Annotated in this window: 28 protein-coding genes; 16 read left to right on the top strand and 12 right to left on the bottom strand. The window is 70.5% G+C overall.

The features are described from left to right. The first annotated feature begins 37 nt into the window (after positions 1–37). The 5 genes from FHW79_RS16530 (at position 38) to FHW79_RS16510 (ending at position 6,029) form a co-directional block, all read left to right on the top strand. Positions 38–676, top strand: a complete 639-nt coding sequence (locus FHW79_RS16530) for a gamma-glutamylcyclotransferase (RefSeq protein WP_183179937.1) — start codon at positions 38–40, stop codon at positions 674–676. A gap of 175 nt (positions 677–851) precedes the next feature. Beyond that, entirely contained in the window at positions 852–2,795 is a 1,944-nt protein-coding gene (locus FHW79_RS16525; protein ID WP_183179936.1) for a M1 family aminopeptidase, read from the top strand. A gap of 106 nt (positions 2,796–2,901) precedes the next feature. Then, the gene (locus FHW79_RS16520) at positions 2,902–3,534 is read left to right on the top strand and encodes an SH3 domain-containing protein (RefSeq protein WP_247884422.1); all 633 of its coding nucleotides are present in this window, start codon (positions 2,902–2,904) and stop codon (positions 3,532–3,534) included. A 123-nt stretch (positions 3,535–3,657) separates the two neighbouring features. After that, positions 3,658–4,797, top strand: coding sequence for a hydrogenase formation protein HypD (gene hypD, locus FHW79_RS16515; protein ID WP_183179935.1), 1,140 nt, complete (start codon positions 3,658–3,660; stop codon positions 4,795–4,797). Between the two features lie 143 nt (positions 4,798–4,940). Further along, a complete protein-coding gene (locus FHW79_RS16510) occupies positions 4,941–6,029 on the top strand; it encodes a TRAP transporter substrate-binding protein (RefSeq protein WP_040135044.1) in 1,089 nt (362 codons plus the stop codon). Between the two features lie 59 nt (positions 6,030–6,088). Here the strand turns inward: FHW79_RS16510 and FHW79_RS16505 are convergent, their stop codons facing one another. Further along, positions 6,089–6,301, bottom strand: coding sequence for a hypothetical protein (locus FHW79_RS16505; protein ID WP_183179934.1), 213 nt, complete (start codon positions 6,299–6,301; stop codon positions 6,089–6,091). A gap of 258 nt (positions 6,302–6,559) precedes the next feature. Between FHW79_RS16505 and FHW79_RS16500 the strand changes: the two genes are divergently transcribed. After that, positions 6,560–6,793 (top strand): hypothetical protein, encoded by a 234-nt coding sequence (locus FHW79_RS16500; protein WP_035678364.1) that lies wholly within the window; start codon positions 6,560–6,562, stop codon positions 6,791–6,793. Here FHW79_RS16500 and FHW79_RS16495 read toward each other — a convergent pair. Next, positions 6,784–7,548, bottom strand: a complete 765-nt coding sequence (locus FHW79_RS16495) for a glycosyltransferase family 2 protein (protein ID WP_183179933.1) — start codon at positions 7,546–7,548, stop codon at positions 6,784–6,786. The genes FHW79_RS16500 and FHW79_RS16495 overlap by 10 nt on opposite strands. A gap of 82 nt (positions 7,549–7,630) precedes the next feature. Here FHW79_RS16495 and FHW79_RS16490 point away from each other — a divergent pair, with 82 nt between their 5' ends. Beyond that, positions 7,631–9,304 carry a tetratricopeptide repeat protein gene (locus tag FHW79_RS16490; protein ID WP_183179932.1) on the top strand — a complete coding sequence of 558 codons (1,674 nt, stop codon included), beginning with the start codon at positions 7,631–7,633 and terminating at the stop codon, positions 9,302–9,304. A 1-nt stretch (position 9,305) separates the two neighbouring features. Here the strand turns inward: FHW79_RS16490 and FHW79_RS16485 are convergent, their stop codons facing one another. The 3 genes from FHW79_RS16485 to FHW79_RS16475 all read right to left on the bottom strand — a co-directional run bounded on the left by FHW79_RS16485 (position 9,306) and on the right by FHW79_RS16475 (position 12,425). Then, positions 9,306–9,551 carry a hypothetical protein gene (locus FHW79_RS16485; protein WP_183179931.1) on the bottom strand — a complete coding sequence of 82 codons (246 nt, stop codon included), beginning with the start codon at positions 9,549–9,551 and terminating at the stop codon, positions 9,306–9,308. A gap of 114 nt (positions 9,552–9,665) precedes the next feature. Then, entirely contained in the window at positions 9,666–11,828 is a 2,163-nt protein-coding gene (locus FHW79_RS16480; protein WP_183179930.1) for a tetratricopeptide repeat protein, read from the bottom strand. A gap of 45 nt (positions 11,829–11,873) precedes the next feature. Then, positions 11,874–12,425, bottom strand: coding sequence for an RT0821/Lpp0805 family surface protein (locus FHW79_RS16475; RefSeq protein WP_183179929.1), 552 nt, complete (start codon positions 12,423–12,425; stop codon positions 11,874–11,876). A gap of 151 nt (positions 12,426–12,576) precedes the next feature. Between FHW79_RS16475 and FHW79_RS16470 the strand changes: the two genes are divergently transcribed. The 5 genes from FHW79_RS16470 (at position 12,577) to FHW79_RS16450 (ending at position 16,794) form a co-directional block, all read left to right on the top strand. Beyond that, on the top strand, positions 12,577–14,193 hold the full coding sequence (locus FHW79_RS16470) for an acyl-CoA synthetase (protein ID WP_183179928.1): 1,617 nt from the start codon (positions 12,577–12,579) through the stop codon (positions 14,191–14,193). 184 nt (positions 14,194–14,377) lie between these two features. Then, positions 14,378–15,121, top strand: a complete 744-nt coding sequence (locus tag FHW79_RS16465) for a sulfite exporter TauE/SafE family protein (RefSeq protein ID WP_183179927.1) — start codon at positions 14,378–14,380, stop codon at positions 15,119–15,121. 92 nt (positions 15,122–15,213) lie between these two features. Next, entirely contained in the window at positions 15,214–15,918 is a 705-nt protein-coding gene (locus FHW79_RS16460; RefSeq protein WP_183179926.1) for an ABC transporter ATP-binding protein, read from the top strand. A 92-nt stretch (positions 15,919–16,010) separates the two neighbouring features. Next, positions 16,011–16,415 carry a MerR family transcriptional regulator gene (locus FHW79_RS16455; protein ID WP_183179925.1) on the top strand — a complete coding sequence of 135 codons (405 nt, stop codon included), beginning with the start codon at positions 16,011–16,013 and terminating at the stop codon, positions 16,413–16,415. Then, the gene (locus tag FHW79_RS16450) at positions 16,375–16,794 is read left to right on the top strand and encodes a carboxymuconolactone decarboxylase family protein (RefSeq protein ID WP_183179924.1); all 420 of its coding nucleotides are present in this window, start codon (positions 16,375–16,377) and stop codon (positions 16,792–16,794) included. Before FHW79_RS16455 ends, FHW79_RS16450 begins: the two co-directional genes overlap by 41 nt. Positions 16,795–16,797: 3 nt before the next feature. Here the strand turns inward: FHW79_RS16450 and FHW79_RS16445 are convergent, their stop codons facing one another. Both FHW79_RS16445 and FHW79_RS16440 read right to left on the bottom strand, forming a co-directional pair. Further along, on the bottom strand, positions 16,798–17,076 hold the full coding sequence (locus FHW79_RS16445) for a GNAT family N-acetyltransferase (protein ID WP_035678432.1): 279 nt from the start codon (positions 17,074–17,076) through the stop codon (positions 16,798–16,800). Positions 17,077–17,119: 43 nt separating this feature from the next. Further along, a complete protein-coding gene (locus tag FHW79_RS16440) occupies positions 17,120–17,752 on the bottom strand; it encodes a trimeric intracellular cation channel family protein (protein WP_114858027.1) in 633 nt (210 codons plus the stop codon). A 169-nt stretch (positions 17,753–17,921) separates the two neighbouring features. On the opposite strand from FHW79_RS16440, the gene FHW79_RS16435 reads away from it, so the two are divergent. Beyond that, positions 17,922–18,620: a pirin family protein gene (locus tag FHW79_RS16435; RefSeq protein ID WP_183179923.1), complete on the top strand. Its 699-nt coding sequence runs from the start codon at positions 17,922–17,924 to the stop codon at positions 18,618–18,620. 36 nt (positions 18,621–18,656) lie between these two features. On the opposite strand, the gene FHW79_RS16430 is transcribed toward FHW79_RS16435, so the two are convergent. Genes FHW79_RS16430 through FHW79_RS16420 form a run of 3 tightly spaced genes read right to left on the bottom strand, consistent with a single transcriptional unit; the run spans position 18,657 to position 20,555 of the window. Further along, positions 18,657–19,217, bottom strand: a complete 561-nt coding sequence (locus FHW79_RS16430) for a hypothetical protein (protein ID WP_183179922.1) — start codon at positions 19,215–19,217, stop codon at positions 18,657–18,659. Positions 19,218–19,275: 58 nt separating this feature from the next. Continuing rightward, the gene (locus FHW79_RS16425) at positions 19,276–19,701 is read right to left on the bottom strand and encodes a hypothetical protein (protein ID WP_183179921.1); all 426 of its coding nucleotides are present in this window, start codon (positions 19,699–19,701) and stop codon (positions 19,276–19,278) included. Between the two features lie 14 nt (positions 19,702–19,715). Next, the gene (locus FHW79_RS16420; RefSeq protein ID WP_145679287.1) at positions 19,716–20,555 is read right to left on the bottom strand and encodes a TIGR02587 family membrane protein; all 840 of its coding nucleotides are present in this window, start codon (positions 20,553–20,555) and stop codon (positions 19,716–19,718) included. Positions 20,556–20,718: 163 nt separating this feature from the next. On the opposite strand from FHW79_RS16420, the gene FHW79_RS16415 reads away from it, so the two are divergent. From FHW79_RS16415 to cueR, 3 genes are all read left to right on the top strand, one after another. Then, positions 20,719–20,925: a heavy metal-associated domain-containing protein gene (locus tag FHW79_RS16415; RefSeq protein WP_183179920.1), complete on the top strand. Its 207-nt coding sequence runs from the start codon at positions 20,719–20,721 to the stop codon at positions 20,923–20,925. Positions 20,926–21,003: 78 nt separating this feature from the next. Then, on the top strand, positions 21,004–23,403 hold the full coding sequence (locus tag FHW79_RS16410; protein ID WP_183179919.1) for a heavy metal translocating P-type ATPase: 2,400 nt from the start codon (positions 21,004–21,006) through the stop codon (positions 23,401–23,403). An 11-nt stretch (positions 23,404–23,414) separates the two neighbouring features. Beyond that, positions 23,415–23,864, top strand: a complete 450-nt coding sequence (gene cueR / locus FHW79_RS16405; RefSeq protein ID WP_183180022.1) for a Cu(I)-responsive transcriptional regulator — start codon at positions 23,415–23,417, stop codon at positions 23,862–23,864. A gap of 84 nt (positions 23,865–23,948) precedes the next feature. Here cueR and FHW79_RS16400 read toward each other — a convergent pair whose 3' ends face one another. Together FHW79_RS16400 and FHW79_RS16395 are read right to left on the bottom strand one after the other, a co-directional pair. Continuing rightward, positions 23,949–24,914 (bottom strand): NAD-dependent epimerase/dehydratase family protein, encoded by a 966-nt coding sequence (locus FHW79_RS16400; RefSeq protein WP_183179918.1) that lies wholly within the window; start codon positions 24,912–24,914, stop codon positions 23,949–23,951. Positions 24,915–24,918: 4 nt separating this feature from the next. After that, positions 24,919–25,569 (bottom strand): ABC transporter substrate-binding protein, encoded by a 651-nt coding sequence (locus FHW79_RS16395; protein ID WP_247884421.1) that lies wholly within the window; start codon positions 25,567–25,569, stop codon positions 24,919–24,921. Positions 25,570–25,729: the final 160 nt, after the last annotated feature.

Genomic DNA, 25,729 nt, shown 5'->3' with positions numbered 1-25,729 from the left:
CGCCACCAGTCGGCGCACGCTGCATTACTTAAGGGTCATGCTGCTCGATACGCAATCGCCTGTTGCCGAGCTTACGGTCACCGCACCGGTGCAGCGTCCGGCATCCGCCGCCTCTTCCTGGTCCGCCGACATCGCCGTGACGCCCGGTGCCGACCTCTGGGTCTTCGCCTACGGCTCGCTGATGTGGAACCCGGAATTCCCCTTTCTGGAGCGCCATCCGGCGGTGCTGGGCGGCTATCATCGCCGCTTCTGCGTGTCCTCCCACCGCTACCGCGGCACGCCGGAGCGGCCGGGTCTGGTGCTGGGCCTGGACCGCGGCGGCTCCTGCCGGGGCATCGTCTTCCGCGTGGCGGCGGAGCGGGTGCCGGAGACCCTCGATTGCCTGTGGGACCGCGAGATGCTGAACCGCGTCTATCGGCCCAAGCTGTTGCCGGTGCGCCCGCGCGACGGCGGGGCGCCGGTCACCGCCTGCACCTTCGTGGTGGACCGCCGCCACCGGCAATATTGCGGCTGCATGGACGAGACCGCGATGGCCGAGCGCATCGCCTGCTGCCGCGGCGAGCGTGGTCCGAACCTGGACTATCTCGCCAACACGGTCGCTCATCTGGAGGCCATCGGCATCCACGACCGCGGGCTGTGCAGCCTGCTGAGCGCGGTGCGCGCGCGGCTGGGGTGACGGCTTCCGGTGTTGCCCCCACCCCGGACCTCCCCCGCTCTCGCAGGGGAGGGGACTGCCGCCGCTTCGCAGGATTCTCCCTCCCCTGCGAAGCGGGGGAGGGCCGGGGTGGGGGAAAGCGCAACACCCACACCACCGCTGGCGCGGCGCAGCCCAAGCCTTATATTGCAGGGCCATGCGCACCTTCCTCCTCGCCCTTCTGGGCATGCTCGCCGCCGCGCCCGGCTGGGCCGCCGGCCTGCATCATGACCTGACCGTCACGCTCGACCCCGCCGCGCGGCGGCTGGAGGTGGAGGATCGGCTGCGGTTGCCCGCCGGGACGCACCGGCTGATGCTGGCGCCGGGCTTGACGGTGGGGGAAGCGCTGCTCGACGGCAAGCCGGTCACGGTGCGCGGCAACGCCCTGCCGGTCACCGTGCCGGAGGGCGGCGGCGAGCTTCGCCTGCGCTACGCCGGGACCTTGCCGCCCCTGACGCCGGAGTCGCGCGGCGGGGGTGGTGGGACGGAGGGCGCCTACCTGCCCGCCGGCACCGGCTGGATGCCGACTTCCGAGAACGCGGAGCCTCCACCCTCCTGGCGCCTGTCGGTCCGGGTGCCGGCGCCCTTCGTCGCGGTGGCGACCGGGCGTCTGGTGGAGGAGGCGCGCGACGGCACGGGCTACACCGCGACCTTCGCGGAGGACCGCAGCGTCGAGGAACCGTCGCTCTTTGCCGGTGCGTGGCAGGTGACGGAGCGGATGCATGATGGATTGCGCCTGCGCACCTACTTCCATCCGGAGCAGGCCGCGCTGGCCGAGGAGTATCTGGACCTCAGCGCCCGGACCATCGACGCCCAGGCGGCGCGGATCGGTGCCTATCCCTTCGCCGGGTTTGCCATCCTGTCGGCGCCGCTGCCGGTCGGTCTGGGCTTTCCCGGCCTGACCTACATCGGGCGTCAGGTGATGCCGCTGCCCTTCATCCGCGCCCAGTCGCTGCCCCACGAGATCCTGCACAACTGGTGGGGCAACGGTGTGCGTGTCGGCGGGGGCGGCGACTGGCCCGGCAACTGGTCGGAGGGGCTGACCACCTTCATGGCCGACTATGCGGCGGCGGAGGGGCGCGGGGAGGATGCGGCACGGGCCATGCGGCTGGACTGGCTGCGCGACTACGCCGCCCTGCCGGCGGAGCGCGATTCCGCCCTGACCGACTTCCGGGCCAAGGTCCATGACGCCGCCCAGATCGTCGGCTACGGCAAGGCGGCGATGCTGTTTCACATGCTGCGCGCCGAGATCGGGGCGGACGCCTTCGACGCGGGCATCCGCCGCTTCTGGGAGGATAAGCGTTTTCAGGACGCGGGGTGGGGCGATCTGCGCCGCGCCTTCGAAGCGTCATCGGGACGGGACCTGAAACCCTTCTTCGCGCAATGGTTGACCCGTGTGGGGGCGCCGACGGTGGAGCTGGCGGAAGCGAAGGGGGATGGCGACGGCGTGGCGCTGACCCTGCGCCAGGGCGAGCCGGTCTATGGCCTGACCGTGCCGGTGGAGGTGCGGAGCGCGGCGGGGACGGAGCGCCACACCATCCGCCTCGACGGGCGCGAAACGACGGCGACGATCCGGACCGCCGCCGCGCCGCGGGCGCTGGCGGTCGATCCCGGCTTCGCCCTGTTCCGCCGTCTGTCGCCCGGTGAGGCGCCGCCGACCCTGCGCGACGTGACGCTGGACCAAGCAGCCACCACGGTGATCGCCGCCGACGGTCCGGCCGCGGAAACCGCCCGCGCGCTGGCCGAACGGCTGGCGGATGGCAAGCCACGCATCGCTGCGGCGGACCGCGCTGACCCTGCTGCTCCGCTCGCCGTGATCGGGACGGCGGGCGAGGTGGACCGGCTGCTTGCCCGGCTCGGCCTGCCACCGCTGCCGGACAGCCTCAAGGGGCGCGGCACGGCGCGGGCGTGGACCGCAAGAACGCCGCAAGGCCGCCCGCTGCTGGCGGTGGCCGCAGACGACGCGGCGGCGCTCCAGGCGCTGCTGCGCCCGTTGCCCCATTACGGCCGGCAGAGCTGGCTGGTCTTCGAGGGTGCCCGTGCCGTGGACCGCGGTGTCTGGCCCGCCGGCGACAGCCCGCTGCGTGTGTCTTTCGAGTAGTTCCGCCCGCCCGCCCTCTGTCCATGGAGCATACCCCGCCTTTGCCTGTTGTAGGGGGAAACGGCGCGCGACGCGCGCGTTCTGCGGGAGAATGCACATGTCTCGGATGACGAAGACTTTCCTCGGAACCCTGGCCGGCCTCGGCGTGGCGGCGGCGCTGGCCCTGCCCGCCGCGGCGGCCCCCGGCGACATCCACACGGTGACCGGCGAGAAGGTGAACCTGCGCGCGGCCCCGTCCGACAACGCCTCGGTCCGCTCCACCGTCACCCGCGGCGACGAGGTGATCGAGCTGAAGCAGGAGGGCAACTGGATCGGCGTGCGCTCGATGCGCACCGGCGAGGAAGGCTGGGTCTTCGGCGACCTCGTGAAGCGGCAAACGCCAAGCACTCTGGGCGGGGCGTCGTCCGCGGCGTCGGACGCCGGGTTCGGGCGAATCTCCTCGGGCTTCGACGGGCTGCTGGCCGGCATCAACAACCAGCTCGGCTACCGCTTCGCGGAGCGGGTGGAGCAGTCGGGCAATGGCGCGCTGCGCGTCATCCCGACCCAGGAGTGGCTCTACAACACCAGCCGCGAGGCCAAGATCTACGCGGCGCTGGCGCTCTACGAGATGTGGAAGAACCACAACAACGGGCGTCCGGTCAGCGTGGCGCTGGGCAGCCCCGGCTCCTCCGCCATAGCCATCGAGGATTCGGGGCGGGGGCCGGAGCTGTCGCTGCCCATGATGGGCGCCTCGAAGTAAGGGCCTTCCGCGGCGTGGCGGGCGTGATGCCGCCCCGCCGCGCCCCATTCTTGATCCGCATCAACGCCAGCCCTTCCCACCGCTGTCCAAATGCCGTCACGGCAGGCGGAAGGGACGGGTGCGATGAAGTACGTCGATGAATTCCGGGACGCGGCGCTGGCCCGCGGCATCGCCGCCGCCATCGCGCGCGAGGCGGCGACCGGGCGGACCTATCACCTGATGGAGTTCTGCGGCGGTCACACCCACGCGGTGTCCCGCTACGGCATCCCCGACCTGCTGCCGGGCAGTGTGCGGATGATCCACGGGCCGGGATGTCCGGTCTGCGTCCTGCCGGTGGGGCGGATCGACGACGCCATCGCCATCGCCCGCCAGCCCGGCGTGATCCTGTGCACCTACGGCGACGTGCTGCGCGTGCCGGGCTCGGGGCGGGTCAGCCTGCTGAAGGCGAAGGCCGAAGGGGCGGACGTGCGGATGGTGCTGTCCACCATGGACGCGCTGCGCATCGCCGAGGAGAACCCGGACCGCGAGATCGTCTTCCTCGCCATCGGCTTCGAGACGACCACGCCACCGACCGCGGTGGCCGTCCACGCCGCCAAGGCCAAGGGCCTCAAGAACTTCAGCGTCTTCTGCAACCACGTCCTGACCCCGGCGGCCATCCGGGGCATCATGGACAGCCCGGAGGTGCGGGAGATGGGCACGCTGCCGCTCGACGGCATCATCGGGCCGGCCCACGTCTCCGTGGTCATCGGCAGCCGCCCCTACGACTTCGTGGCGGAGACCTACGGCAAGCCGGTGGTGATCGCCGGGTTCGAGCCGCTGGACGTGCTCCAGGCCATCCTGATGCTGATCCGTCAGGTGAACGAGGGGCGGGCGGTGGTGGAAAACCAGTTCACCCGCGCGGTGACTCCGGACGGCAACCGAAAGGCCCAGCGGCTCGTCGCCGACACCTTTGAGTTGCGGTCCAGCTTCGAATGGCGGGGTTTGGGCGCGCTCCCCGACAGCGGCCTGCGTTTGAAGGAGGCGTTTGCCGCCTTCGACGCGGAGCGGCGCTTCGCCGTGCCGGGCCGCGCGGTGCCCGACCACAAGGGCTGCGAGTGCGGCGACATCCTGCGCGGCGTGAAGAAACCCAGCGATTGCAAGCTGTTCGGCACGGTCTGCACGCCGGAGAATCCGATGGGCTCCTGCATGGTGTCGGCGGAGGGGGGCTGTGCCGCCCATTACACCTACGGGCGTTTCCGCGACCACCGGTTGGCGGTGTCCTAATCAACGGTTTCAACCGCGAACCATTTGTCACGACACATTTCGTCGGGGAAGCTATTCGCCCATTGCACGGCTAACCTTTTGCGGGGGTTCGAAAGACGCTGATAGGTTCGTTCCTGAACAAAAGAACAGGAGGGGACTCCCGTATGAAACGCCGTTCGTTCCTTGCCAGCGCCGGTGTCGGCGTCGCGGCCAGCACGCTGGCGGCTCCGGCCATCGCGCAGAGCACGCCGGAGGTGCATTGGCGCCTCGCTTCCAGCTTTCCGAAGAGCCTGGACACCATCTACGGCGCCGCCGACGTGATTTCGCGCCGCGTCGCTGCCATCACCGACAACAAGTTCACGATCCGCCCCTTCGCCGCCGGTGAGATCGTCCCCGGCCTCCAGGTGCTCGACGCCGTGCAGAACGGCACGGTCGAGTGCGGCCACACCGCCAGCTATTACTATGTGGGCAAGGACCCGACCTTCACCTTCGACGCGACGGTGCCGTTCGGCCTGAACGCCCGCCAGCAGAACGCCTGGATTCTTCAGGGCGGCGGCATGGAACTGCTGCGCGAGTTCTTCAAGGGCTACAACGTCGTCAATTTCCCGGCGGGCAACACCGGCACCCAGATGGGCGGCTGGTTCCGCAAGGAGATCAAGACGGTCCAGGACCTGAGCGGCCTGAAGTTCCGCATCGGCGGCTTCGCCGGTCAGGTGCTGACCAAGCTGGGCGTGGTGCCGCAGCAGATCGCCGGCGGCGACATTTACCCGTCGCTGGAGAAGGGCACCATCGACGCCGCCGAGTGGATCGGCCCCTACGACGACGAGAAGCTCGGCTTCAACAAGGTCGCCAAGTACTACTACTATCCCGGCTGGTGGGAAGGCGGCCTGAACGTGTCGCTGCTGGTCAACCAGCAGAAGTGGGAAGAGCTGCCGAAGCCCTATCAGGCGGCCCTGGAAGCGGCCTGCTTCGAGGCGCTGGCGATCATGAACGCCAAGTACGACGCCGACAACCCCGCCGCCCTGAAGCGTCTGGTCGCCGGTGGCGCCCAGCTCCGTCCCTTCCCGCGCGAGGTGATGGAGGCCTGCTACAAGGCGGCGTACGAGCTGTACGACGAGACCGCCAAGAACAACCCGAAGTTCGCCAAGATCTACGAGCCGTGGAAGAAGTTCCGCGACGAGGAATTCCTTTGGTTCCGCGTTGCCGAGAACAGCTTCGACAACTTCACCTTTACGGCGGGGCAACGTCGTTGATCGAGGGCCGGTAAGGGAGGATCGGTGCGGCGCGTCGCAGCGCCGCACCGTTTCGGCCGCTACTGGGCGGCCAGTTTCTGGGACAGGCGTTGCAGATCCTGCGACGCCCGGTCGGCGATGCGCTGGGCGGCGACCAGCGTGTCCGTGAGAGTGCCGACGTCCGGCGCGATCTCTCCCGCCGCATTGGACATCTCGTCCAGGGCCTTCACCGCGGTGTCGATCAGGCGGATGACCAGCCCCGCGGGGCCGTCGGCGTTGTCGTACCCAGCCATTCCAAGTCTCCAAGGTTGCGCAACTCAGCCCGAACGACACGGGCACGAGTTTCCACGGCGGCCATGGGTTGCGCAAGCCGCTTGTTGCCACGTGTTTCCTCCTCCCCGGGGGCCATTCGGGTCGAGGCATGCCGCCATGGCGACGCGCATGGTTTGAGGACAGCGGCGTGCTTTGGCCTCGGCGTAAGGGATGTCGCCGACGCTGCCGACGCCCGCTTCTCCTTGCCGGTGGGGCCTCGATTGCGGTAGATATCGGGCATGGTTGAAACGCGACGCACCGGTGACCGCTCCAACGAACCGATCCGCTCCGAGGTCGGGGGCGGGCGAGTCGCATCGCCCGGCGCGGTCGGCGTCCGCAACCGGGCGGAGCAGGTCGGCGGCGGACGCCAGCGCATTCCCAGCGTCCGCGAGCTGGCCAGCCTTCTGGTCAACGGCATCCTGACGCTGCCGCGCAATTACCGCCGCGGCATGTATCTCGACGTTCAGGTCTGACCCGGCCTACCCCCCGTGTAAGGCGCGATCTCCGGCCCGAACAGGCGCTCCAGCAGCAGGGGCGGCAGTTCGTACTGCGGCAGGCACAGGCTGGTGCTGCGGGCGTGCAGGGTGTGCAGGCACAGCCCTTCGGCGTCCGGAAAGGCGGCGACGCGGAAATGCTCCCGCGCGCTCTTCATGAATGGGGCGTCCTCGCAGGCGTTGACCGGTGGGAAGCGCACCACCTCCCACACCGACCGCCGGTAGGCGTAAGAGAAGCCGTAGCCCAGCAGATTGTCGTCGGACGGCAGCGTCTCCGGCGCCTCCACATAGGCGCGGGTCGTCCGGCCCCAGCGATGGTGGGACCCGCCGCGCGCCGTGTCCCAGTAGCCGAAGGTTCCGTGCACCGCGCTGTGCAGGAACCAGCCGGACAGGGTCACCGCGTCGTGGCCCGCTTCCAACCAGCCGAGCAGCCGCTCCACATAGGTGGGCGCGTAGAAGTCGTCGTCGTCGAAATGGACGATGATCTCGCCGCGCGCGTGCTCGGCCAGGATGTTGCGCTTCTCCCCGACGGCATAGCGGCGCGGCGAATAGAAATACTTCAGCCGCGGCCCGGCGAGCGGCTGGAGATAGGCGGACGGGCGCGGGCTGTCGTCGAACACCAGCCATTCGATGTCGGGGACGGTCTGCGACAGCACGCGGGCGTGGCACAGCGGCAGGACGTCCTCCCGTCCCCAGCTTGGCGTGATGACGCTGACGAGCGGCCGGTCGGCCATGGTCTCTCCTCAAGCAACGGGTGACGCCCCGGATCGCAGCGCCGCATGGACTCCGGCCCGGCGGCGCGTGTAGACAGGCGGCATGGTGACACTTCGGGATGCCCTGGCCGCCGCGGTCGGCCACCATCAGGCGGGCCGGCTGGACGCGGCCCGGCCCCTCTATCATAGCATCCTGCGCAGCCAGCCGGGCCATCCCGACGCGCTTCACCTGTTGGGTGTTCTGGAAAGCCAGAGCGGCCACCCCGGCGCGGCGCTGCCGCTGTTGCGCCGCGCCGTGGCGCTGCTGCCCGGCGACGCCGATTTCCTCGGCAATCTGGCGCGGTCCCTGCGCGCGGCGGGGCAGCCCGAGGCGGCGGAGTGCGCCTTCGCCCGCACGGCGGCGCTCGACCCCGAGGATGTCCAGATCGCCTTCGCGCTGGGCTCGCTGCGGCTGGAGCGTGGGGACGCGGCGGGTGCGGCGACGGCCTTCGCCCAGACGCTGGCCCAGCGGCCCGACTTCGCCGAGGCGCGCATCAACCGCGCCAACGCCTTGGCCGCGCTGGGCCGGGCGGAGGACGCGGCGCGGCTGCGCCGGCAGGCCGTGGCCCTGGCGCCCGCCCTTCCCGACGCGCTGCACAATGCCGCCGTGAGCGCGCTCGCCGACGCCGGGCTGGACCGCCCTCTGTCGCACGCCCGGCGCCTCGACCCGGAATTGGTGGAGCGCGCGGGGCGCGCCCTGACCCGCGCGCACGCCGTCGATCCGGGGCATGGGGCGGCGGCGGACGCGCTGCTCGGGACGGCGCTTTCGCTCGTCCAGGCCGGGCAGGCGCCGGAATGGCTGTTGGACCGCGCCGCCCGCACCGCCCTGACGGTCCTGCGCCGCAACCCGCGCGACACGCGGGCGGCGGCCGTGGTCGCCTACCGCTTCTACCGGCGCGGACGGACGGATCTCGCCGCCCGCTTCATGGGGCGCGTCTCCCGGCGCTTTACGCCGTCAGAGGTGGAGGCGGATTTCGAACTGCGCCTGTGGTCGATGGTACGGGCTGGACGGCGGGGGCTGGACGGGCTTCCCGACGCGGACACCCTGCTGGACTCCTTCCCGTCGCTGGAACTGCTGGCTGAACCACCCGCCGGGAGCGGACCGCTGCTGGCGGTGTCCTGCGACGACGGCTATTACCGGCGCTTCGCCACGGGCCTGCTCGATTCGGTGGCGGCGGCGGGCGGCGGCGTGGCGGTCCACGTCCATGTCGTGAATCCCTCGCCGGAGACGCTTGCCGACCTCGCCCGGCGGCGGGAGCGCCTGCCGCTGGGAATCAGCCGGGAAGGAATTGACTTCGCGGGTTGGGATGAGCACCGCCGCACCACCTACTACGCCTGCATCCGCTTCCTGCGCTGGCACCAGCTTATGGCCCGCTGGGGGCGGCCCCTGCTGCATCTGGATGCCGATTGCACGCTGACCGGGGGGCTTGATGCGCTGGCGGCGCTTCTGGACGGAGCCGACGTCGGGCTGCTGCGCGACGCCCGTTGGCGCGGCCCGACGCGGGAGATCACCGTCTGCTTCGCGGCGTTCCAGCCGACTCCGCGGGGCCGTGCCTTCCTGGCGCTGACCGCGGCCTACATCGGGGCCTTTCTGCGGGAGGGGCGCGGGTTCTGGATGCTGGATCAGGCCGCGCCCTTCGCGGTGTTCGACGCGCTGCAACGGCGTGGGGAGGGGCTGAGTGTGCGCTGGTTCGACGTTCTGGACTTCCCCTGGGTCCGCTTCATCGGGGAGAAGTGACTCAGGAGGGAAGCCGGGCGCAACGGCCGTCCGGGCAGTCGCGGCAGCATTGCCCGCAGACGTCGTCCAGATCCACGGCAATGCCGTGCCGCTTGAGGACGCCCTGGGCGTAGGCGGAGTAAAGGCGTGCCAGCGCCCGCCGGTTGGCGGTCACCGTTTTGGCGGTCAGCGTTTCCGGCGCCAGCGTCGCCGCAATGGCCTGCTCCACGTCCTCGATGGCCGTGCGGACAGCCGAAAGGTTCAGCATCCAGGACTCCCTGGGCGTCACGACCCTTGATGAATCTGATATACAACATGTGACGAAAATTCAGTGACGAAACAACCCCCAATTTAGGAAATGGAGGCGTCCTATCCGGAAAGGCTAGGTTCCTTGCGTCAAATCCCGCAGAGACTTCGCCAAGGCTTTGGCCAGACCTTGCCCGTCGCACAGCGGTCCGGCCGCCATGCGCGGGCGCAGGGTCCGGCGCAGCGCCGCCAACCGATCTGTGTCGGCGGCCCAGGCGGCAGCGAGGCCCACATAATCCGCCGGGTCGCGGGCGACGCAGCCCTCCACCCCCACCACGCTCAGGAAAGCCAGGGAGTGGCGGCTGGAGAAGGTCTCGCCGGGCAGGGTGACGACCGGCACGCCCATCCACAGCGTCTCCAGCGTCGTCGTGCTGCCGGCGAAGGGGAAGGGGTCCAGCGCCACGTCGACGCGGGCGCACCAGCCCATATGGTCGCGGCTGCCGGTTGCCCCGGCCAGGATCAGCCGCTCCGGCGCGATGCCCACCGCGGCCAGTCGCCCGCGCCACTGGGCGGCGGTTTCCGGGCAGGACAGCGCCTTGGTCTTGAGCAGCAGGCGCGACTCGGGCAGGCGGGCGAGCAGGGCGGCCCAGGTGGACAGAACCTCGTCGGTCAGCTTGGTCAGGATGTTGAAGACGCCGAAGGTGACGGGCTGGCCGGTCAAACAGGGCGGCGGGCCGGGCTCCGGCGCGTCCGGCGGCGGGTCGTAGGCGATGAAGGCGCCGGGCATGCGCAGGATGCGCTCGCCGTAGAAGCGCTCCGCCCCCTCCGGCACATGGTGGGCGTCGGCGACCAGCGCGTCCATGGCGGCGAGCCCGGTGGTCGCCATGTAGCCCGACCACGCCACCTGCACCGGCGCCGGCTTGCGCGCGAAGACGCCCAGCCGCCCGCGGGCGTTGTGACCGGCGAGGTCGATCAGCACGTCCAGCCGGTCGTCGCGGATCAATGTTGCAAGTTCAGCGTCGGTCCGGTCGGCGACCGGCACCCAGCGCGCCGCCGCGGCGCGGAAGCGGTCGGTGAGGTCGTCCGTCTCCAACTGGTTGGCGTAGAGGGTCAGATCGACGCCGAACTTCGGCAGCGCCTCCACCGCCCGCACCGCGAACTGCCCCGCCGGATGGCGGCGGAAGTCGCCGGACAGGATGCCGACGCGCAGCGGACGGGAGTCATCCCGCAGCCTTGGCGCGTGCGAACCCCATTCGGCCCGCAGCGGTGCGCCGTGCACGGCGTCCCAACTCCGGTGTGCCTCCAGCACGCGGGCCAGCGTCACACCGGGGCGGAACAGTTCCAGATAGGCGCGGTTGGAGCGCACCTCGGCCAGATCGGGCCGCAGGGCCAGCGCGCGACGATAGCCGGCCTCCGCCCCGTTCAGATCGCCCTGCGTTTGGAGCACCAGCGCGAGGTTCGCGTGGGCCTCCGCCAGATCGGGGCACAGGGCGGCGGCCCGGGCGTAGGCGCGGCCGGCCTCGGCCAGACGGTTGCGCTTTTGCAGCGCGTCGCCCCGGCGGAGCGCGGCCTCCGCGAAGTCCGGGCGCACGGATTCGGCGCGGCGCGCCGCCCGCTCGGCGTCCATGGGGGCGTCGAGGGCCAGCAAGGCGGCCGACAGGTTGGCGAGGGCCGTGGCGTGGCCGGGGCGCAAGGCCAACGCCCGGCGCAAGGCCCGGTCCGCCTCCGCCGCCCGGCCGCGTTGCAACATCAGCGAGGCGCGGTTGGCGTGCGCCTCCCCGAATCCGGGATCGTCGGCCAGCGCGGCGCGGAAGGCGTCGTCCGCCTCGGCCAGCCGGCCGAGCGCCGTCAGCGTGTTGCCGAGGTTGAAGCGCGCCCGCGCGTAGCCGGGGCGCAGCGCGGCGGCCTGCCGGTAGGCGTCGGCGGCCTCCTCCAGCCGGCCGAGCCGGTCCAGCGCGTTGCCGAGGTTGTAATGGGCCTGCGCGAAGGCCGGGCGCAGGCGGATCGCCGCGCGGTGGGAGTCCGCCGCCTCGGCCGCCCGGTCCAGCGCGCGCAGCGCGCTGCCGAGGTTGTCGTGATAGTCGGCGACGGTCGCGTCGGCACGGAGGGCGGCGCGGATGCGCGGCTCGGCCTCCGCCGGGTGTCCGGCCTGGAGATAGACGACGCCCAGCAGATGCAGCGCGTCCGCATGGTCGGGCAGCGTGTCGAGGACGGCCTGATAGCCGGCGGCGGCTTGCGCCAGCCGCCCGGCCTGATGATGGGCCAGCGCCGCGGCCAGCACGTCCTTGATCGTCGCCATGCCCGCTTGTGTAAAGCATTTCACCGCATGGCTGAAGAGCGCGCGTCAGCTCACCATGCGCCAGCTGCCGTCCGCTTGACGGCAGGCGGTGCCGTAGCCCTGCTGGAGCTGCCCGCCGACCACGATGCTGGTCTGGAACTCCCGGCACGGCTCGCCATAGGGGCCGGTGCCGTCGCGGGTCGGGGTGTAGCTTCCCCAATTGCCGGTCTGCGGGTTGTTCCACTGCACGGTGGCGCCCGTCGGCGCCATGTAGGCCTGTCCCGCCGCCTGCTGCGCGTACATCAGGTCGGCACGGTCCATCGACTGGCCGGCGGCGTTGCCCAGCGCGGCGCCGAGCAGCGTGCCGATGCCGACCGCCACCAGCTTGCCGGTGCCGCCACCGAAGCGCGACCCGGCGAGGCCGCCGGCCACGCCGCCGAGCAGCGTGCCCGCCGTCGCCTTGTTGCCATAGCCGGGGGCGTAGCCATAGCCGCCACCGTAATTCGCCCCATACCCGCTGCCGCCATAGCCGTAACCATAGGGGCTGGCGCAGCCGGCCAGCAGGCCCACGGACAACACAACCGCAACGATCCCCTTGGCCTTCATCTCGAACCCCACGGAACGGAACCTGTTCTGACAAATTTGCCTTGATGAACATGGCAGCCCCGCAAACTATTCCGTCCGCGTGACGGATCGCCGCCGTTGCCCCTATGATGAAACCAAATGGCCGCGTCCAAGCGGCCGGCAAGAACCTGTCGGGAGGAAAAGCATGCTGCCGGAAGCGGACAGCTACGAGGGCCTGCGCGACCGTTTCGTCTGGTCGGTGCCGGAGCGTTACAACATCGGCGTGGACGTCTGCGACAAGTGGGCGGAGCGCGATCCGGACCGCACCGCCCTGATCCACAAGCGCCGCGACGGCGCGGTGGAGACCCACAGCTTCGCCGACATCCGGCGCCTGTCGAACCGCCTCGCCAACGCGCTGGCCGCCCATGGGGTGGCGCGCGGCGACCGGGTGGGCATCCTGCTGCCCCAGGCGCCGGAGACCGCAGTCAGCCACGTCGCCGTCTACAAGATGGGTGGCGTCGCCGTTCCCCTCTTCTCGCTGTTCGGGGTGGAGGCGTTGGAATACCGCCTCGGCAATTGCGGGGCGCGGGCGGTGGTGACCGACGCCGTGGGGGCGGCCAAGATCGCCCAGATCCGCGACCGCCTGCCCGAGCTGAAACTCGTCCTGCGCATCGACGAGGCCGGGGAGGGCGAGCTGGACTGGCACGCGCTGGTCAAAGCGGCGTCGGAGGATTTCACGCCGGTGGACACGGCGGCGGACGACCCGGCGGTGATCATCTACACCTCCGGCACCACCGGCCAGCCCAAGGGTGCCCTGCACGCGCACCGGGTGCTGCTCGGCCATCTGCCGGGGGTGGAGATCTCCCACGACCTGTTCCCGCAGCCGGGCGACCGCATCTGGACCCCGGCGGACTGGGCGTGGATCGGCGGGTTGCTCGACGTGCTGATGCCCGCCTGGCACCATGGCGTGACCGTCGTCTCCCACCGCTTCGAGAAGTTCGACGCGGAGGAGGCCTTCCGCCTGATCGCCGATTTCCAGGTGCGCAACGCCTTCCTGCCGCCGACCGCGCTGAAGATGATGCGCGCGGTGAAGGACCCGCAGACGCGCTGGAATTACAGCATGCGCTCCGTCGCCAGCGGCGGCGAGACGCTGGGGGCCGAGCTTCTCGACTGGGGCCGTCAGACCTTCGGGCTGACCATCAACGAGTTCTACGGCCAGACCGAGTGCAACATGATCGTGTCCTCCTGCGCCACGGTCATGCCGCCCAAGCCCGGCGTCATGGGCCGCCCGGCGCCCGGCCACGACGTGGCGGTGATCGATGGGGATGGCAAGCGCCTCCCGCCCGGCGAGATCGGCCTGATCGCCGTGCGCCGCCCGGACCCGGTGATGTTCCTGCAATACTGGAACAACCCGGAGGCCACGGCGGCGAAGTTCATCGGGGACTGGCTGGTCACCGGCGACCAGGGCGAGCTGGACGCGGACGGCTACATCCGCTTCGTCGGGCGTGACGACGACGTCATCACGTCCGCCGGCTACCGCATCGGCCCCGGCGAGATCGAGGATTGCCTGATCGGCCACCCCGCCGTCCGCATGGCCGCCGTGGTCGGTGTGCCCGATCCCCTGCGCACCGAGATCGTGAAGGCCTTCATCGTCCTCCAGGACGGCGTGCGGCCCAGCGACGAACTGGCGGCGGAGATCCAGGCCCATGTGAAGACGCGGCTGGCCGCCCACGAGTACCCGCGCGCCGTGGAGTTCGTGGACAGCCTGCCCATGACGACCACCGGCAAGATCATCCGCCGCGAGCTGCGGGGGCGGGGGTAACTCTCCAAACTTCTCTCCCGTCCCAGGGGAGGGAGGGACCCGCCGCACAGCGGCGGGAGGGTGAGGGTGCGGCCAAGAATAAGGCCTCGATCCTCGCGCGACCCTCACCCGGCGCCTTCGGCGCCACCCTCTCCCGAGGCGGGAGAGGGACGAAAAACAACAAGAAAAGACAACGGCCCGAACGATGGTGACGACATCCCTGCTCCTGCTCGCCGCGGCCTTCCTGGCCGGGGCGATGAACGCGGTCGCCGGCGGCGGCAGCTTTCTCACCCTTCCCGCGCTGATCTACGCCGGGGTTCCTCCGGTGGCGGCGAACGCCACCGGCACGGTGGCGCTGCTGCCCGGCTACGCCAGCGGCGTCTACGGCTACCGCCATGACCTGGAGCCGGTGGGCGGGGTCGGGCTGGTCACGCTGTCGGTGGTCAGCCTGACCGGCGGGCTGATCGGGGCGGCGCTGCTGCTGGTCACGCCGGACTCGGTGTTCCGCAGCATCGTGCCTTGGCTGCTGCTGGTCGCCACCGCGCTGTTCGCCTTCGGCGGCATGCTGGCGGCCCGGCTGCGGGCGGTGGGGCTGCACGGGACGGGGGCGATGCTCGCCACGCTGTTCGCGGTGTCGGTCTATGGCGGCTACTTCAACGGCGGCCTCGGCATCCTGCTGCTGGCGCAGCTGAGCCTGTTCGGGATGACCAACCTGAACGCCATGAACGCCCTGAAGAACCTGTTCTCCGCCGTGCTGACCGCCATCGCGGTCGCCGCCTACGCGGTTGGCGGGGCGGTGGAGTGGTCCTACGCCGCGCTGATGACCATCGCGGCGGTGGCCGGCGGCTATGTCGGGGCGCGGGTCGGGCGCAAGATCCCGTCGCGCATCCTCCGCGCCGGCATCATCGCCGTGGGCTTGGCGATGAGCGTCCTGTTCTTTCTGAAGTAGGTTGGGCTGAAGCAAAACCCGTTCGGTTCCGGCGGCGCCTGCGCTAAGGTGGCGGCCCTCCCTGTGATGGCCGCCACGACGCAAGACCCCGCATGCTGACCGTATCCGACCTCGACCTCTACTACGGCGACGCCCAGGCGCTCGACGGCGTGTCCATCGCGGTGGCGGAGGGCACGACGACCGCCATCGTCGGCGCCAACGGGGCAGGCAAGACCTCGCTGATCCGCACCATCTCCGGCATCCTGAAGCCGGCCCGCGGCACCATCCGCTTCCGCGGCAAGGACATCGCCGGCCTGCCCAGCCACGTCGTCTGCGACCTCGGCATCGGGCAGGTGGCGGAGGGGCGGCAGATCTTCCCGACGCTCAGCATCCGTGAGAATCTGGAGATGGGGGCCGTCATTCCGCGCGCCCGCGCCGGGGCGAAAGAGACGTTCGAGCGGGTCCTGACCCTTTTCCCCCGCCTGCGGGAGCGTCTGGAGCAGGCCGCCGGCACCCTGTCAGGCGGCGAGCAGCAGATGCTGGCCATCGGGCGCTGCCTGATGGGCAAGCCCGACCTGATCATGTTCGACGAGCCGTCGCTCGGCCTCTCCCCGACCATGGTGCAGGAGTTGTTCCGCACCATCCGCGCTCTCGCCGCCGAAGGCATGACGATCATCCTGGTGGAGCAGAACGTCGCCGCCTCGCTGAAGCTGGCGCAGCGCGCCTATGTGCTGGAGAACGGGCGCGTCGTTCTGGCCGGCACGGGCGAGGAGTTGCTGGCTGATCCCGCAGTGAAGCAGGCCTATCTCGGCCTGTGACGCGTCGGCGGCTCCGATGGCGGAATCACTCTTGACTTAGAGCGCGCTCGAACCCGTAGCGTCCTGTGCATCGTGATGAGAAGCAGACGCGCATGAAGATCGGAGCCCTCGCGAAACGCACGGGACTGACGGCCCACGCCATCCGCTACTATGAGCGGATCGGGCTGCTGCCCTACGCCGACCGGAACCAGTCCCGCCACCGCGATTACGACGCTTCGATCCTGACCTGGATCGAGTTTCTCGGCCGTCTGAAGACGACCGGCATGCCGATCCGCGACATGCTCCGCTACGCGGCGCTTCGCGAGGAGGGCGCCGGGACCGAAGCGGAACGGCGGGCGTTGCTGGAGCGGCACCGCGAGCGCGTGCGTGCCCAGGTCGATGAGCTGAACGCCTGTCTTCTCGTCCTCGATACCAAGATCGACGGTTACGTCGAAACGGAACAGAGGAAGACTGACGATGACTACACACCTGTCCAGGTTCGAAGAAAGCCGGCTTGAGCGCGGGCAACGGGCGCTTGCCGAAATCGACGGCGCGGCCGGCCACAAGGTGGTGGCGGCGCTGGCCGACATCGCGCCGGACTTCGCGACCTATCTGTTCGAATTTCCCTTCGGCGACATCTATTCGCGGCCTGGACTCGATCTGCGCTCCCGCGAGATCGCCACGATCGCGGCGCTCGCCGCCATGGGCAACGCGGCACCCCAGCTCAAGGTGCACATCGAGGCCGGATTGAACGTTGGGCTGACCCGCGACGAGATCGTCGAGGTCCTCATCCAGATGGCGGTCTATGCGGGGTTCCCGGCCGCTCTCAACGGGCTGTTCGCGGCCAAGGAGGTCTTCGCGGCGACCGACGGCCAACGGCCGCCAGGACCGTCGTAAGACCTACCGCGCCAGCAGGTCGTGATGCTCGCGGTGGCGGTGCATCCAGTTGGCGGCGTAGCCGCAGATCGGGACGATGGTCAGCCCCTCGGCGCGGGCGATGGCCATTACCCCCTCCAGCAGCCGCCCGGCCGCCCCGGTGCCGCGCAGGGACGGCGGCGCCTCCACATAGGGGATGTGCAGGATGGTGCCGCGGCGGCGGTAGGTCGCGAAGACCGTCTGGCCGTTCACGTCCAGTTCGAACCGGCTCATGGCCGGGTTGTCGGTCACGGTGTCGCTCATGCCCCTTCCAACAGCCGAAGCCTTTGGTTGTTCACCGCAAATGTCAGGAACCGGGGGCGCGCGGCGCGCTCCAGCCGCGCAGCACGCTGACCACCCGCAGCAGGAAGGCCGCCGCCGCCCCGGCGATGGCGACCGGCGCCTTCGGCAGGTCCAGCATCGCCCCGGCGATGACGATCGCCGCGCCCAGCAGGGCGGCCACCGCGTAGATCTCCTCGCGCAGCACGCGCGGCACCTCGGCCACCAGCACGTCGCGCACCAGACCGCCGCCGCAGGCGGTCAGCACGCCGAGCAGGACCGCGGGCAGCGGGCCCAGCCCATAGGCCAGCGCCTTGCCGCAGCCGGCCACCGCGAAGATGCCGAGGCCGGCCGCGTCCAGCACCATCACCGGCTTGACCAGACGGTTGATGAAGGGGTGGAAGAAGAAGGCGAACAGGCCCGAGGCCAGCGCCGTGATCAGGTAGCGTTCGTCCTGCATGGTGGCCGGCGGGATCGCCCCGATCAGCAGGTCGCGCAGCACGCCGCCGGCCAGCGCCGTCACCAGCGCCAGCACCATCACGCCGAAGATGTCCAGACGGTGCCGCACGGCCAGCGTCCCTCCCGTCAGCCCGAAGATGAAGATCCCGGTCAGGTCCATGGCGAGGAGGAGGGGCGAAACGTCGGGAATGATGGTGGGCATGATGGCGGTCGGCGGCGCTGGTTGAGGGGAGCCGTCATCATAGCGGTTTGTTGCGTCTCATGGAACAGATAAGCCGCAACTCCGGCAATTGTTGTTTTGCGGAAACGGGAGCACATTCCTCTCCAGACGAGGGGCCACAGGGCCTCGCAAAGAAACCGGAGGAGCAGAGATGATCACGATCCGCAACCGCGACGAACGGGGCGCCGTCAACATGGGCTGGCTGAACAGCAAGCACAGCTTCTCGTTCGGCCATTACTACGACCCGGCCCATATGGGCTTCCGCGCGCTCCGCGTCATCAACGACGACCGCGTGATCCCCGGCGCCGGCTTCCCCACCCACGGGCACGCCGACATGGAGATCGTGTCCTATGTGCTGGACGGGGCGCTGGAGCACAAGGACACGCTGGGCACCAGCTCGGTCATCCGCCCCGGCGACGTGCAGCGGATGAGCGCCGGGTCGGGCATCCGGCACAGCGAGTACAACGCGTCCAAGAAGGACCCGGTGCACTTCCTGCAGATCTGGATCCTGCCCAACGAGGAAGGGATGGTCCCCGGCTATGAGCAGAAGGCCTTCGAGCGGGAGGAGAAGCAGGGCCGCCTGCGGCTCGTCGGCTCCCAGGACGGGCGCGACGGCAGCGTGGTCATCCACCAGGACGTGGACCTCTACGCCACGCTTCTGGACGAGGGCGATAGCGTGACCCACGAGCTGCGTCCGGGCCGCCATGCCTGGGTGCAGGTCGCCCGCGGTCAGGTTCGGCTGAACGGCGCGGTCCTGAAGGAAGGCGACGGCGCCGCGATCAGCAATGAGAGCGCCCTGACGCTGGACGGCGTGGTCAGCGCCGAGGTGCTGCTGTTCGATCTGGCCTGACGGGCGGAAGGCCCTTGCCCCGTTGGGTGGGGGCCTTCACATCCCTTCCGGGACAGCCAGGCGGATGCCCATGCGGCGGGCCTCCAGCATGAAGGCGCGGGTCATCTGCACGAGGTCCGTCCGCCAGTAAAGCTGCTCCAGCGGGTTGTCGAGGAAGTCCTCGGGCAGCATGGCGTAGCAGTAGGTCTCCACCACGCGCCGGTCGGGCTGCCAGGGGTCGGTGCCGTCGCGCCAGCCGATGGTCCAGCCGGCGTGGCCGGCGCCGATGGCCCAGCGCTCGAAATGCGGGGAGATGGTGGCGCTGGCCACCGGATCGGCGACCGGCACCTGATAGATCGCCACGAAGCGGCGGACGTTCAGTTGCAGCCGCATCACCAGCGCTTCGTCGAAGGCGTCGACGCGGTACAGGCAGTCGGACGCCCCCTCGACGTGGCTGAAGCGCACCGCGGCCCGCCGTGCCGTCTCCAGCGTCAGGCCGGACGGCTGGTCGGCCAGCGGCGGCGATTCGTAATCCACGGCGCGCAGCGCCTCCACCATGTCGCCGGTCAGGAAAAGGCGGATGCGCTGCTGCGCCTCGTCGATGGTCAGGCTGGTCATCGCGGGGTCGGTGTCCTCTGTTTCCAGTGAAACGACAACAGGCCGGGACCCGCTTGGTTCAGGGCTCCACATAGCCGAGCACGCGCAGGCGCAACGCGTGTGCCCGCGGGTCGCGGTCGAAGAACAGGCCGCCCTTCTGTTCGGAGCCGGCGGGCACATAGTCGAACTCGGCCACCGAGGTTTCGAGCGCCTCGTCGCCCGCCATCAGCTGGCCCTCCACCTGGACCTTCGCGCCGGTCTTGCCGCCGTCGTTGGTGAGCCGGATGTGGGCGAGCCAGCGCGGGCCGGCGGGAACCACCTCCTCCACCACGGCGGTGATCACCGGGGGGCCGTTGCCGCGGGTGATGCCCTCGTAACCCAGCACCCCCACCGAGCCCAGGAACAGCAAGAGCCCCAGTCCCGACGAGATCCAGGCCAGCCGCGACACCGACGCGCTGCCGTCCTCGTCCCTGGAGGCGATGTCGTTCTCCCGGATGTCAGCCATCGGCGTCCCTCCCGTCACACGATCAGGCGGGCGGTGGCGGCGCCCAGCGCGCTGGGGAAGCCGAGCACCACTGTGGCGGTCACCAGCTCCATCATCGACAGGCCGGCGATCCGCTCGAAGGTCCACAGCAGATAAAGGCTGATCAGCAGGGCGATGCCGTAGCCGGCGACCGAGAAGCGGAGGAAGACGGACAGGAACCCGTCGTCTCCGGCGCTCTCCTGCCCAGCGAAGCCGACCGTGTAGACGAAGATGTGCAGTAGCCCCAGCGACAGCACCGCCAGCGCCACCGCGTGCCAGGGCGACATCTTGTAGGAGATCAGGATCATCTCCTCGGTCGGGGCGACGTTGAAGCCGACGAACAGCGCCCCCGCCCCCATCAGGAACAGCTCGCCGGGATAGCTGGAGCGGATGCGCCGCTCCCTGTCGGCGTCGTCCTGCTGACCGAGTTGCTTGCGCGCCAGCATGGCGCCGATGCTGGCCGGCACGGACTGGAGCGCGATCTTGCCGATGATCTCCGGCAACGGCTGGTCCAGACGCACGATGGCGAAGACGGTCAGCAGCGCCGCCGACATCAGAAAGCCGACGGCGAAGGCCGACAGCGCGTCGATCAGGTCGTCCTGCCAGCAAAAGGTCTCCTCGAACCCGGCGAAGTAGGACAGGCCGAACAGCACCGGCAGCGTCACCAGGATGAACAGGGCCAGCCGGAAGCGGTCCATGTAGAAGCCCAGCTCCCACATCTCCATGGTCATCAGCAGGGGCAGGGCGAAGATGATCGCCCCCGCCGCGGCGCGGGCAAGCGCACGGGCGAATTGGGCTTCGTCATGGAGAAAGCTGCGCTGGCGGGTGATGTCCATGGCCCATGAATGCGCGAGCGGAGCGGTTGGTTCCGGCGGTACCACGGCAGTGAAGGGGGCAGTGAAGGGGACCATGACCAGGACTGCGAAATTCCTCTTGACCTTCCAATCGTTGGAAGGCGGAAGCTGACGGCAACACACACCTTGTTGGAAGGAGTTCGTCATGGTTGCGTTCAAGGTTCCCGGCATGACCTGCGGCGGTTGCGCTGCCTCCGTCCGCCGCGCGCTCGGCGCCGTCGCCGGGGTCGAGGATGTGCAGATCGACCTGGACTCGAAGGACGTGCGCGTCGACGGGACGCCCAGCGCCGACGCCCTGCGGACGGCTCTGGAAAAGGCCGGCTTCGAAGCCGAAGGGCTTCCGGTCGCGTGACGGTTTTCGGCCCCCTTGACCTTCCAGCCATTGGAAGCCCTATCTGGGATGCCGGTTGACGACGAAGAAAGGACGATCATGTCCGCCACCACCACCGACCTCGACATCGGCATTTCCGGCATGACCTGCGCCTCCTGCGTGGGGCGGGTGGAAAAGGCGTTGTCACGCTTGCCGGGCGTTACCGGCGTGTCGGTCAACCTCGCCACCGAGCGGGCGCGGGTCGCCTTCGCGGGCGATCCCGACCCGCGGGCGGTGGCGGAGGCCATCGAAAACGTCGGCTTCGAACCGCAGAGGCAGGACTTCGACCTGACCGTCGGCGGAATGACCTGCGCCTCCTGCGTTGCGCGCGTCGAAAAGGCGCTGCTGCGCGTGCCGGGGGTGGAGTCCGCCGCCGTGAACCTCGCGACGGAGCGGGCGCACGTCACCGCCTACGCCGGGACGGTGGACGCCGCCCGGCTGGCCGAGGCGGTGGAGATGACCGGCTTCACCGCCGCCCCCGTCGCCGACACCGAATCCGCGGCGACGGCGGAGGACCCGGCGCAGGACCGCAACCGGCGGGACCTCCGCCATGTGCTGATCGCCGCCGCCCTGTCGGCGCCGCTGGTTCTCGGCATGGCGGGAGACCTGCTGGGTCTGAACCTGATGCTGCCGCCCTGGGCGCAGTTCCTGCTGGCGACGCCGGTGCAGTTCTGGCTGGGCTGGCGCTTCTACCGGGCCGGGTTCATGGCGGCGCGCGCCGGGTCGGGCAACATGGATCTGCTGGTGGCGCTCGGCACCTCCGCGGCCTGGGGGCTCAGCGTCTACATGATGCTGACGGCGCATCCGGGCCACACGCCGCACCTCTATTTCGAGGCGTCGGCGGTGCTCATCACCTTCGTGCTGCTCGGCAAGTGGCTGGAGGCCCGCGCCAAGGGCCGGACGGCGGCGGCGATCCGCGCGCTGATGCAACTCCGTCCCGACACCGCCCGCGTCCGCCGCGACGGCGTGGAGACGGAGCTTCCCATCGCCCAGGTGCGCGTCGGCGACCGCGTGGCGGTCCGCCCCGGCGAGCGCATCCCCGTGGATGGGCGCGTGGCGGAGGGCGCGGGCAGCGTCGACGAATCCATGCTGACCGGCGAAAGCCTGCCGGTGGAGAAGGCGCCGGGCTCCCGCGTCACCGGCGGCTCGATCAACGTGGATGGGCTGCTGCTGGTCGAGACGGTGGCGGTGGGTGCCGAGACGATGCTCGCCAAGATCGTCCGCATGGTCGAGGGCGCGCAAGCGTCCAAGGCGCCGATCCAGCGGCTGGTCGACAGGGTGGCGGCGGTCTTCGTGCCGGTGGTGCTGGGCATCGCCGCGGTGACGCTCGCCGGCTGGTGGATCGGCACGGGGAACGTCGAGACGGCGATCATCACGGCGGTGTCGGTGCTGGTCATCGCCTGCCCTTGCGCGCTGGGCCTCGCCACGCCCACCGCCATCATGGTCGGCACCGGCGCGGCGGCGCGCCACGGCATCCTGATCAAGGACGCGGAGGCGCTGGAGCGCGCCCACGCCATCACCGCCGTCGCCTTCGACAAGACCGGCACGCTGACCGAGGGCAGGCCCCGCGTCACCGATCTGGTGCCCGCGGACGGCGTCGAGGACGCGGAACTGCTGCGGCTGGCGGCGGCGCTCCAGAGCGGCAGCGAACACCCGCTGGCCCGCGCCGTCCGCGACCGCGCGGCGGAACAGGGCGTGGCGGCGGCGACTCCGGAGGGCTTCAAGGCGCTGGCCGGGCGCGGCGTGTCGGCCTCCGTGGAGGGCCGCGCCCTGCTGCTGGGCAGCAAGCGGCTGATCGCGGAGAACGGCCTGTCCGACCCGGCGCTGGAGGCACGGGCGGCGGCGCTGGAGTCCGCCGGGCGCACCCTGTCCTGGCTGGCCGAAACGGCGCCGGAGCGGCGCGTTCTGGGCCTCGTCGCCTTCGGCGACACGGTGAAGGAGAGCGCCCGCGCCGCCGTCCGCTCCCTGAAGGCGCAGGGGGTGGAGACGGTGATGGTCACCGGCGACGGTGCCGGGGCCGCCCGCGCGGTGGCCGCTGACCTGGGCATCGACCGCGTCTTCGCCGAGGTGCTTCCGGACGGCAAGGCCGAGGTGGTGGCGACGCTGAAGGCGGAGGGCCGGGTGGTCGGCATGGTCGGCGACGGCATCAACGACGCGCCCGCCCTGGCCGCCGCCGACGTCGGCATCGCCATGGCGACCGGCACCGACGTGGCGATGCACACCGCCGGGGTCACGCTGATGCGCGGCGATCCGGCGCTGGTGGCCGGCGCCATCGACGTGTCGCGCCGCACCTACTCCAAGATCCGCCAGGGACTGTTCTGGGCCTTCATCTACAATCTGGTCGGCATTCCGCTGGCGGCGTCCGGCCTGCTCAGCCCGGTGCTGGCCGGGGCGGCGATGGCGCTGAGTTCGGTCAGCGTCGTGCTGAACGCCCTGTCGCTGCGGGGGTGGAAGCCATGAGTGCGGGCGGCATGACCATCGGCGACGCGGCGAAGGCGTCCGGCGTCAACGCCAAGCTGATCCGCTACTACGAGTCCATCGGCCTGATCCCCGCGGCCGGGCGGACGGCGTCCGGCTACCGCGTCTATTCGTCCAGCGACGTCAACGTCCTGCGCTTCGTCAAGCGGGCGCGGACGTTGGGCTTCAGCATCGAGCGCATCCAGATCCTGGTCGGGCTGTGGCAGGACCGCAGCCGCTCCAGCGCCGAGGTGAAGCGCGTGGCGCTCGACCATGTGGCGGAGCTGGAGGCGAAGATCGCCGAGCTGCGCGCGATGAGCGACACGCTGAAGCACCTCGCCCACGCCTGCCACGGCGACGAGCGGCCGGATTGCCCGATCCTGCGCGATCTGGAAGAGGGCGGGGGAAGTTGTTGCCACGAGCCCCCACCCTGTCCCTCCCTTGCTGGGCGGGGGAGGGAATGAGGTTTGCGGGGGAGGCTCCCTCTCCCGCCCAGCGGGGGAGGGAAGGGGCCCGCGGCGAAGCCGTGGGAAGGGTGGGGGCAACACCTACCCCAGCGCCGCCCTCAGACTCGCCTCCAGCGGCCGCACCGTATAACCCAGTTCCCGGACCGCCTTGCCGCTGTCGAACCCACCGCCGCCCAGCGCCAGCCGGACGCCCGTCACCGATGCGGTGGGCGGGCGGCGCGTCACATGGTCAGACAGCCATTCCTCGACCCGCGCGGCCGCCAGCGCCAGGGCGGGCGGCACTGGATGGCGGCGGAGCGGCACCCGGCCGCACAGCCGGTCGATCCGCTCCGCCAGATCGCCCAACCCGATATCCATTCCCCCGAGGATGTAGCGCTCGCCGACCCGCCCGCGCTCCGCGGCCAAGATCATGCCCTGCGCCACGTCGCGCACGTCCACAAGGTTCAGCACGCAGTCGAGGATCAGCCGCGGCCCGCCGCGCTGGAACAGGCGCAGCATGGCGTTCGGCGGGGTGGGCAGCCGGTCGCCGGGGCCGATGGGCGCCGTGGGGTTGACCACCACCACCGGCAGCCCCTGCGCCGCTGCGGCCAGCGCGTCCTTCTCGGCCAGATACTTGGACCGGCAGTATGGACCGGCCAGCGCCTCCAGCCCCGGATCGGCGCTCTCGTCCAGCCGTCGAGGCGGCGGGTGGCCGATCATCACGGCCTCGGTCGAGCAGTGGACGAAACGCCTCAATCCCGTCGCCCGCGCCGCCGCATCAAGAACAACCCGCGTGCCTTGCCGGTTGACCCGGTCGAAGACGCTCGGGTCGCGGTCCCACAGTGTCGCGACGGCAGCGAGGTGATGGACCCGCTCCACCCCGTCCAACGCGCGGGCCACCGCCGCCGCGTCGAGGATGGAGCCGTGCCGGACCTCGACGTCCGGCGGCAGGCCGTCCGGCGGGTCCTGAAGGTCGAGGATACGCACCCGCTCGCCCCGCGCGGCCAGCGCCGCCACCAGATGCCCGCCGATGAAGCCGCCGCCCCCGGTGACGAGGGTGATGCCCATGCGCCTATGCTCCGCCGAGGATGCGGTCGGCGTTGCTGTTGAGGTCGCGCGTCAGGGCGGCCAGCCCGCCGCCGCGCAGCGTGTTCTGGAACTCCGAGCGCTGGGTGGCGAGCTGGCTGACCGTGCCCTTCGCCAGGACGTCGAGGATGCGCCAGCGGTCGCCTTCCGGACGCAGCAGGTAACTCAGCCGGACCGGCGCCTTGCCGGCGCGCACCAGATCGGTGTCGACCAGCAGCATCCCGCGCGGGGCGGGCCTCTCGCCGACGATCTCGAGCCGCTGGCCGTCGTAGCTGTCGAAACGGTCGACATACTGGGCGGCGCTGCGCCGGGCGAAGGCGTCCAGCGCCTGCCGCTTCTCCGGCTCGGCGGACTGGTCGAAATAGGGGGCGGCGGCGACCCGCAGAGCGGCCTCCAGATCGAAGGTGTCCAGCATCACCGGAAGGAAGCGCTGAAGTCGCGCCCGCGCCGGCTCCCGTCCCGCCGCCCCTTGCATCAGGGACAGGATGGCCTCGTTCAGCCGGGCCACGGTGGCGCGGGCGCCCGGCGTGGTGCCGGCTTGCTGGGCCACGGCGGGGACCGGCAGCAGGCCGGCCGCCAGGACGGCCAGCGCCAGCGCGGCGCGCATCCATGTCCGGCGTGAGATGGAACCAATCATCGCGGCGTTCCCATGCTCCTGCATTGGTCGTGGAAATCTGCCCGTTCGGGGCAAGCGGATTCAACCGTCCGTATGGGATGTAACAGCGTCCGGGCCGGTCTATCCTCCTGCGCGGCGCTGTCGAAGGGAGGTGTCCGGATGGGTGGACCGGCGAAGGGGC

This window comes from Azospirillum sp. OGB3, assembly GCF_014192915.1.
Classification (GTDB): Bacteria; Pseudomonadota; Alphaproteobacteria; order Azospirillales; family Azospirillaceae; genus Azospirillum.
Note: the sequence above shows the minus strand (reverse complement) of the source record. Positions and strands in the feature narration are given on the sequence as shown.

Coding starts and splice junctions, on each gene's coding strand:
- FHW79_RS16530 (WP_183179937.1), top strand. CDS start 38: ATGCTGCTCGATACGCAATCGCCTGTTGCCGAGCTTACGGTCACCGCA.
- cueR (WP_183180022.1), top strand. CDS start 23,415: ATGACCATCGGCGACGCGGCGAAGGCGTCCGGCGTCAACGCCAAGCTG.
- FHW79_RS16430 (WP_183179922.1), bottom strand. CDS start 19,217: ATGACCAGCCTGACCATCGACGAGGCGCAGCAGCGCATCCGCCTTTTC.
- FHW79_RS16435 (WP_183179923.1), top strand. CDS start 17,922: ATGATCACGATCCGCAACCGCGACGAACGGGGCGCCGTCAACATGGGC.
- FHW79_RS16485 (WP_183179931.1), bottom strand. CDS start 9,551: ATGCTGAACCTTTCGGCTGTCCGCACGGCCATCGAGGACGTGGAGCAG.
- FHW79_RS16420 (WP_145679287.1), bottom strand. CDS start 20,555: ATGGACATCACCCGCCAGCGCAGCTTTCTCCATGACGAAGCCCAATTC.
- FHW79_RS16510 (WP_040135044.1), top strand. CDS start 4,941: ATGAAACGCCGTTCGTTCCTTGCCAGCGCCGGTGTCGGCGTCGCGGCC.
- FHW79_RS16465 (WP_183179927.1), top strand. CDS start 14,378: ATGGTGACGACATCCCTGCTCCTGCTCGCCGCGGCCTTCCTGGCCGGG.
- FHW79_RS16395 (WP_247884421.1), bottom strand. CDS start 25,569: ATGATTGGTTCCATCTCACGCCGGACATGGATGCGCGCCGCGCTGGCG.
- FHW79_RS16400 (WP_183179918.1), bottom strand. CDS start 24,914: ATGGGCATCACCCTCGTCACCGGGGGCGGCGGCTTCATCGGCGGGCAT.
- FHW79_RS16495 (WP_183179933.1), bottom strand. CDS start 7,548: ATGGCCGACCGGCCGCTCGTCAGCGTCATCACGCCAAGCTGGGGACGG.
- FHW79_RS16520 (WP_247884422.1), top strand. CDS start 2,902: ATGACGAAGACTTTCCTCGGAACCCTGGCCGGCCTCGGCGTGGCGGCG.
- FHW79_RS16450 (WP_183179924.1), top strand. CDS start 16,375: ATGACTACACACCTGTCCAGGTTCGAAGAAAGCCGGCTTGAGCGCGGG.
- FHW79_RS16455 (WP_183179925.1), top strand. CDS start 16,011: ATGAAGATCGGAGCCCTCGCGAAACGCACGGGACTGACGGCCCACGCC.
- FHW79_RS16470 (WP_183179928.1), top strand. CDS start 12,577: ATGCTGCCGGAAGCGGACAGCTACGAGGGCCTGCGCGACCGTTTCGTC.
- FHW79_RS16440 (WP_114858027.1), bottom strand. CDS start 17,752: ATGCCCACCATCATTCCCGACGTTTCGCCCCTCCTCCTCGCCATGGAC.
- FHW79_RS16415 (WP_183179920.1), top strand. CDS start 20,719: ATGGTTGCGTTCAAGGTTCCCGGCATGACCTGCGGCGGTTGCGCTGCC.
- FHW79_RS16525 (WP_183179936.1), top strand. CDS start 852: ATGCGCACCTTCCTCCTCGCCCTTCTGGGCATGCTCGCCGCCGCGCCC.
- FHW79_RS16500 (WP_035678364.1), top strand. CDS start 6,560: ATGGTTGAAACGCGACGCACCGGTGACCGCTCCAACGAACCGATCCGC.
- FHW79_RS16425 (WP_183179921.1), bottom strand. CDS start 19,701: ATGGCTGACATCCGGGAGAACGACATCGCCTCCAGGGACGAGGACGGC.
- FHW79_RS16480 (WP_183179930.1), bottom strand. CDS start 11,828: ATGGCGACGATCAAGGACGTGCTGGCCGCGGCGCTGGCCCATCATCAG.
- hypD (WP_183179935.1), top strand. CDS start 3,658: ATGAAGTACGTCGATGAATTCCGGGACGCGGCGCTGGCCCGCGGCATC.
- FHW79_RS16460 (WP_183179926.1), top strand. CDS start 15,214: ATGCTGACCGTATCCGACCTCGACCTCTACTACGGCGACGCCCAGGCG.
- FHW79_RS16505 (WP_183179934.1), bottom strand. CDS start 6,301: ATGGCTGGGTACGACAACGCCGACGGCCCCGCGGGGCTGGTCATCCGC.
- FHW79_RS16410 (WP_183179919.1), top strand. CDS start 21,004: ATGTCCGCCACCACCACCGACCTCGACATCGGCATTTCCGGCATGACC.
- FHW79_RS16445 (WP_035678432.1), bottom strand. CDS start 17,076: ATGAGCGACACCGTGACCGACAACCCGGCCATGAGCCGGTTCGAACTG.
- FHW79_RS16490 (WP_183179932.1), top strand. CDS start 7,631: ATGGTGACACTTCGGGATGCCCTGGCCGCCGCGGTCGGCCACCATCAG.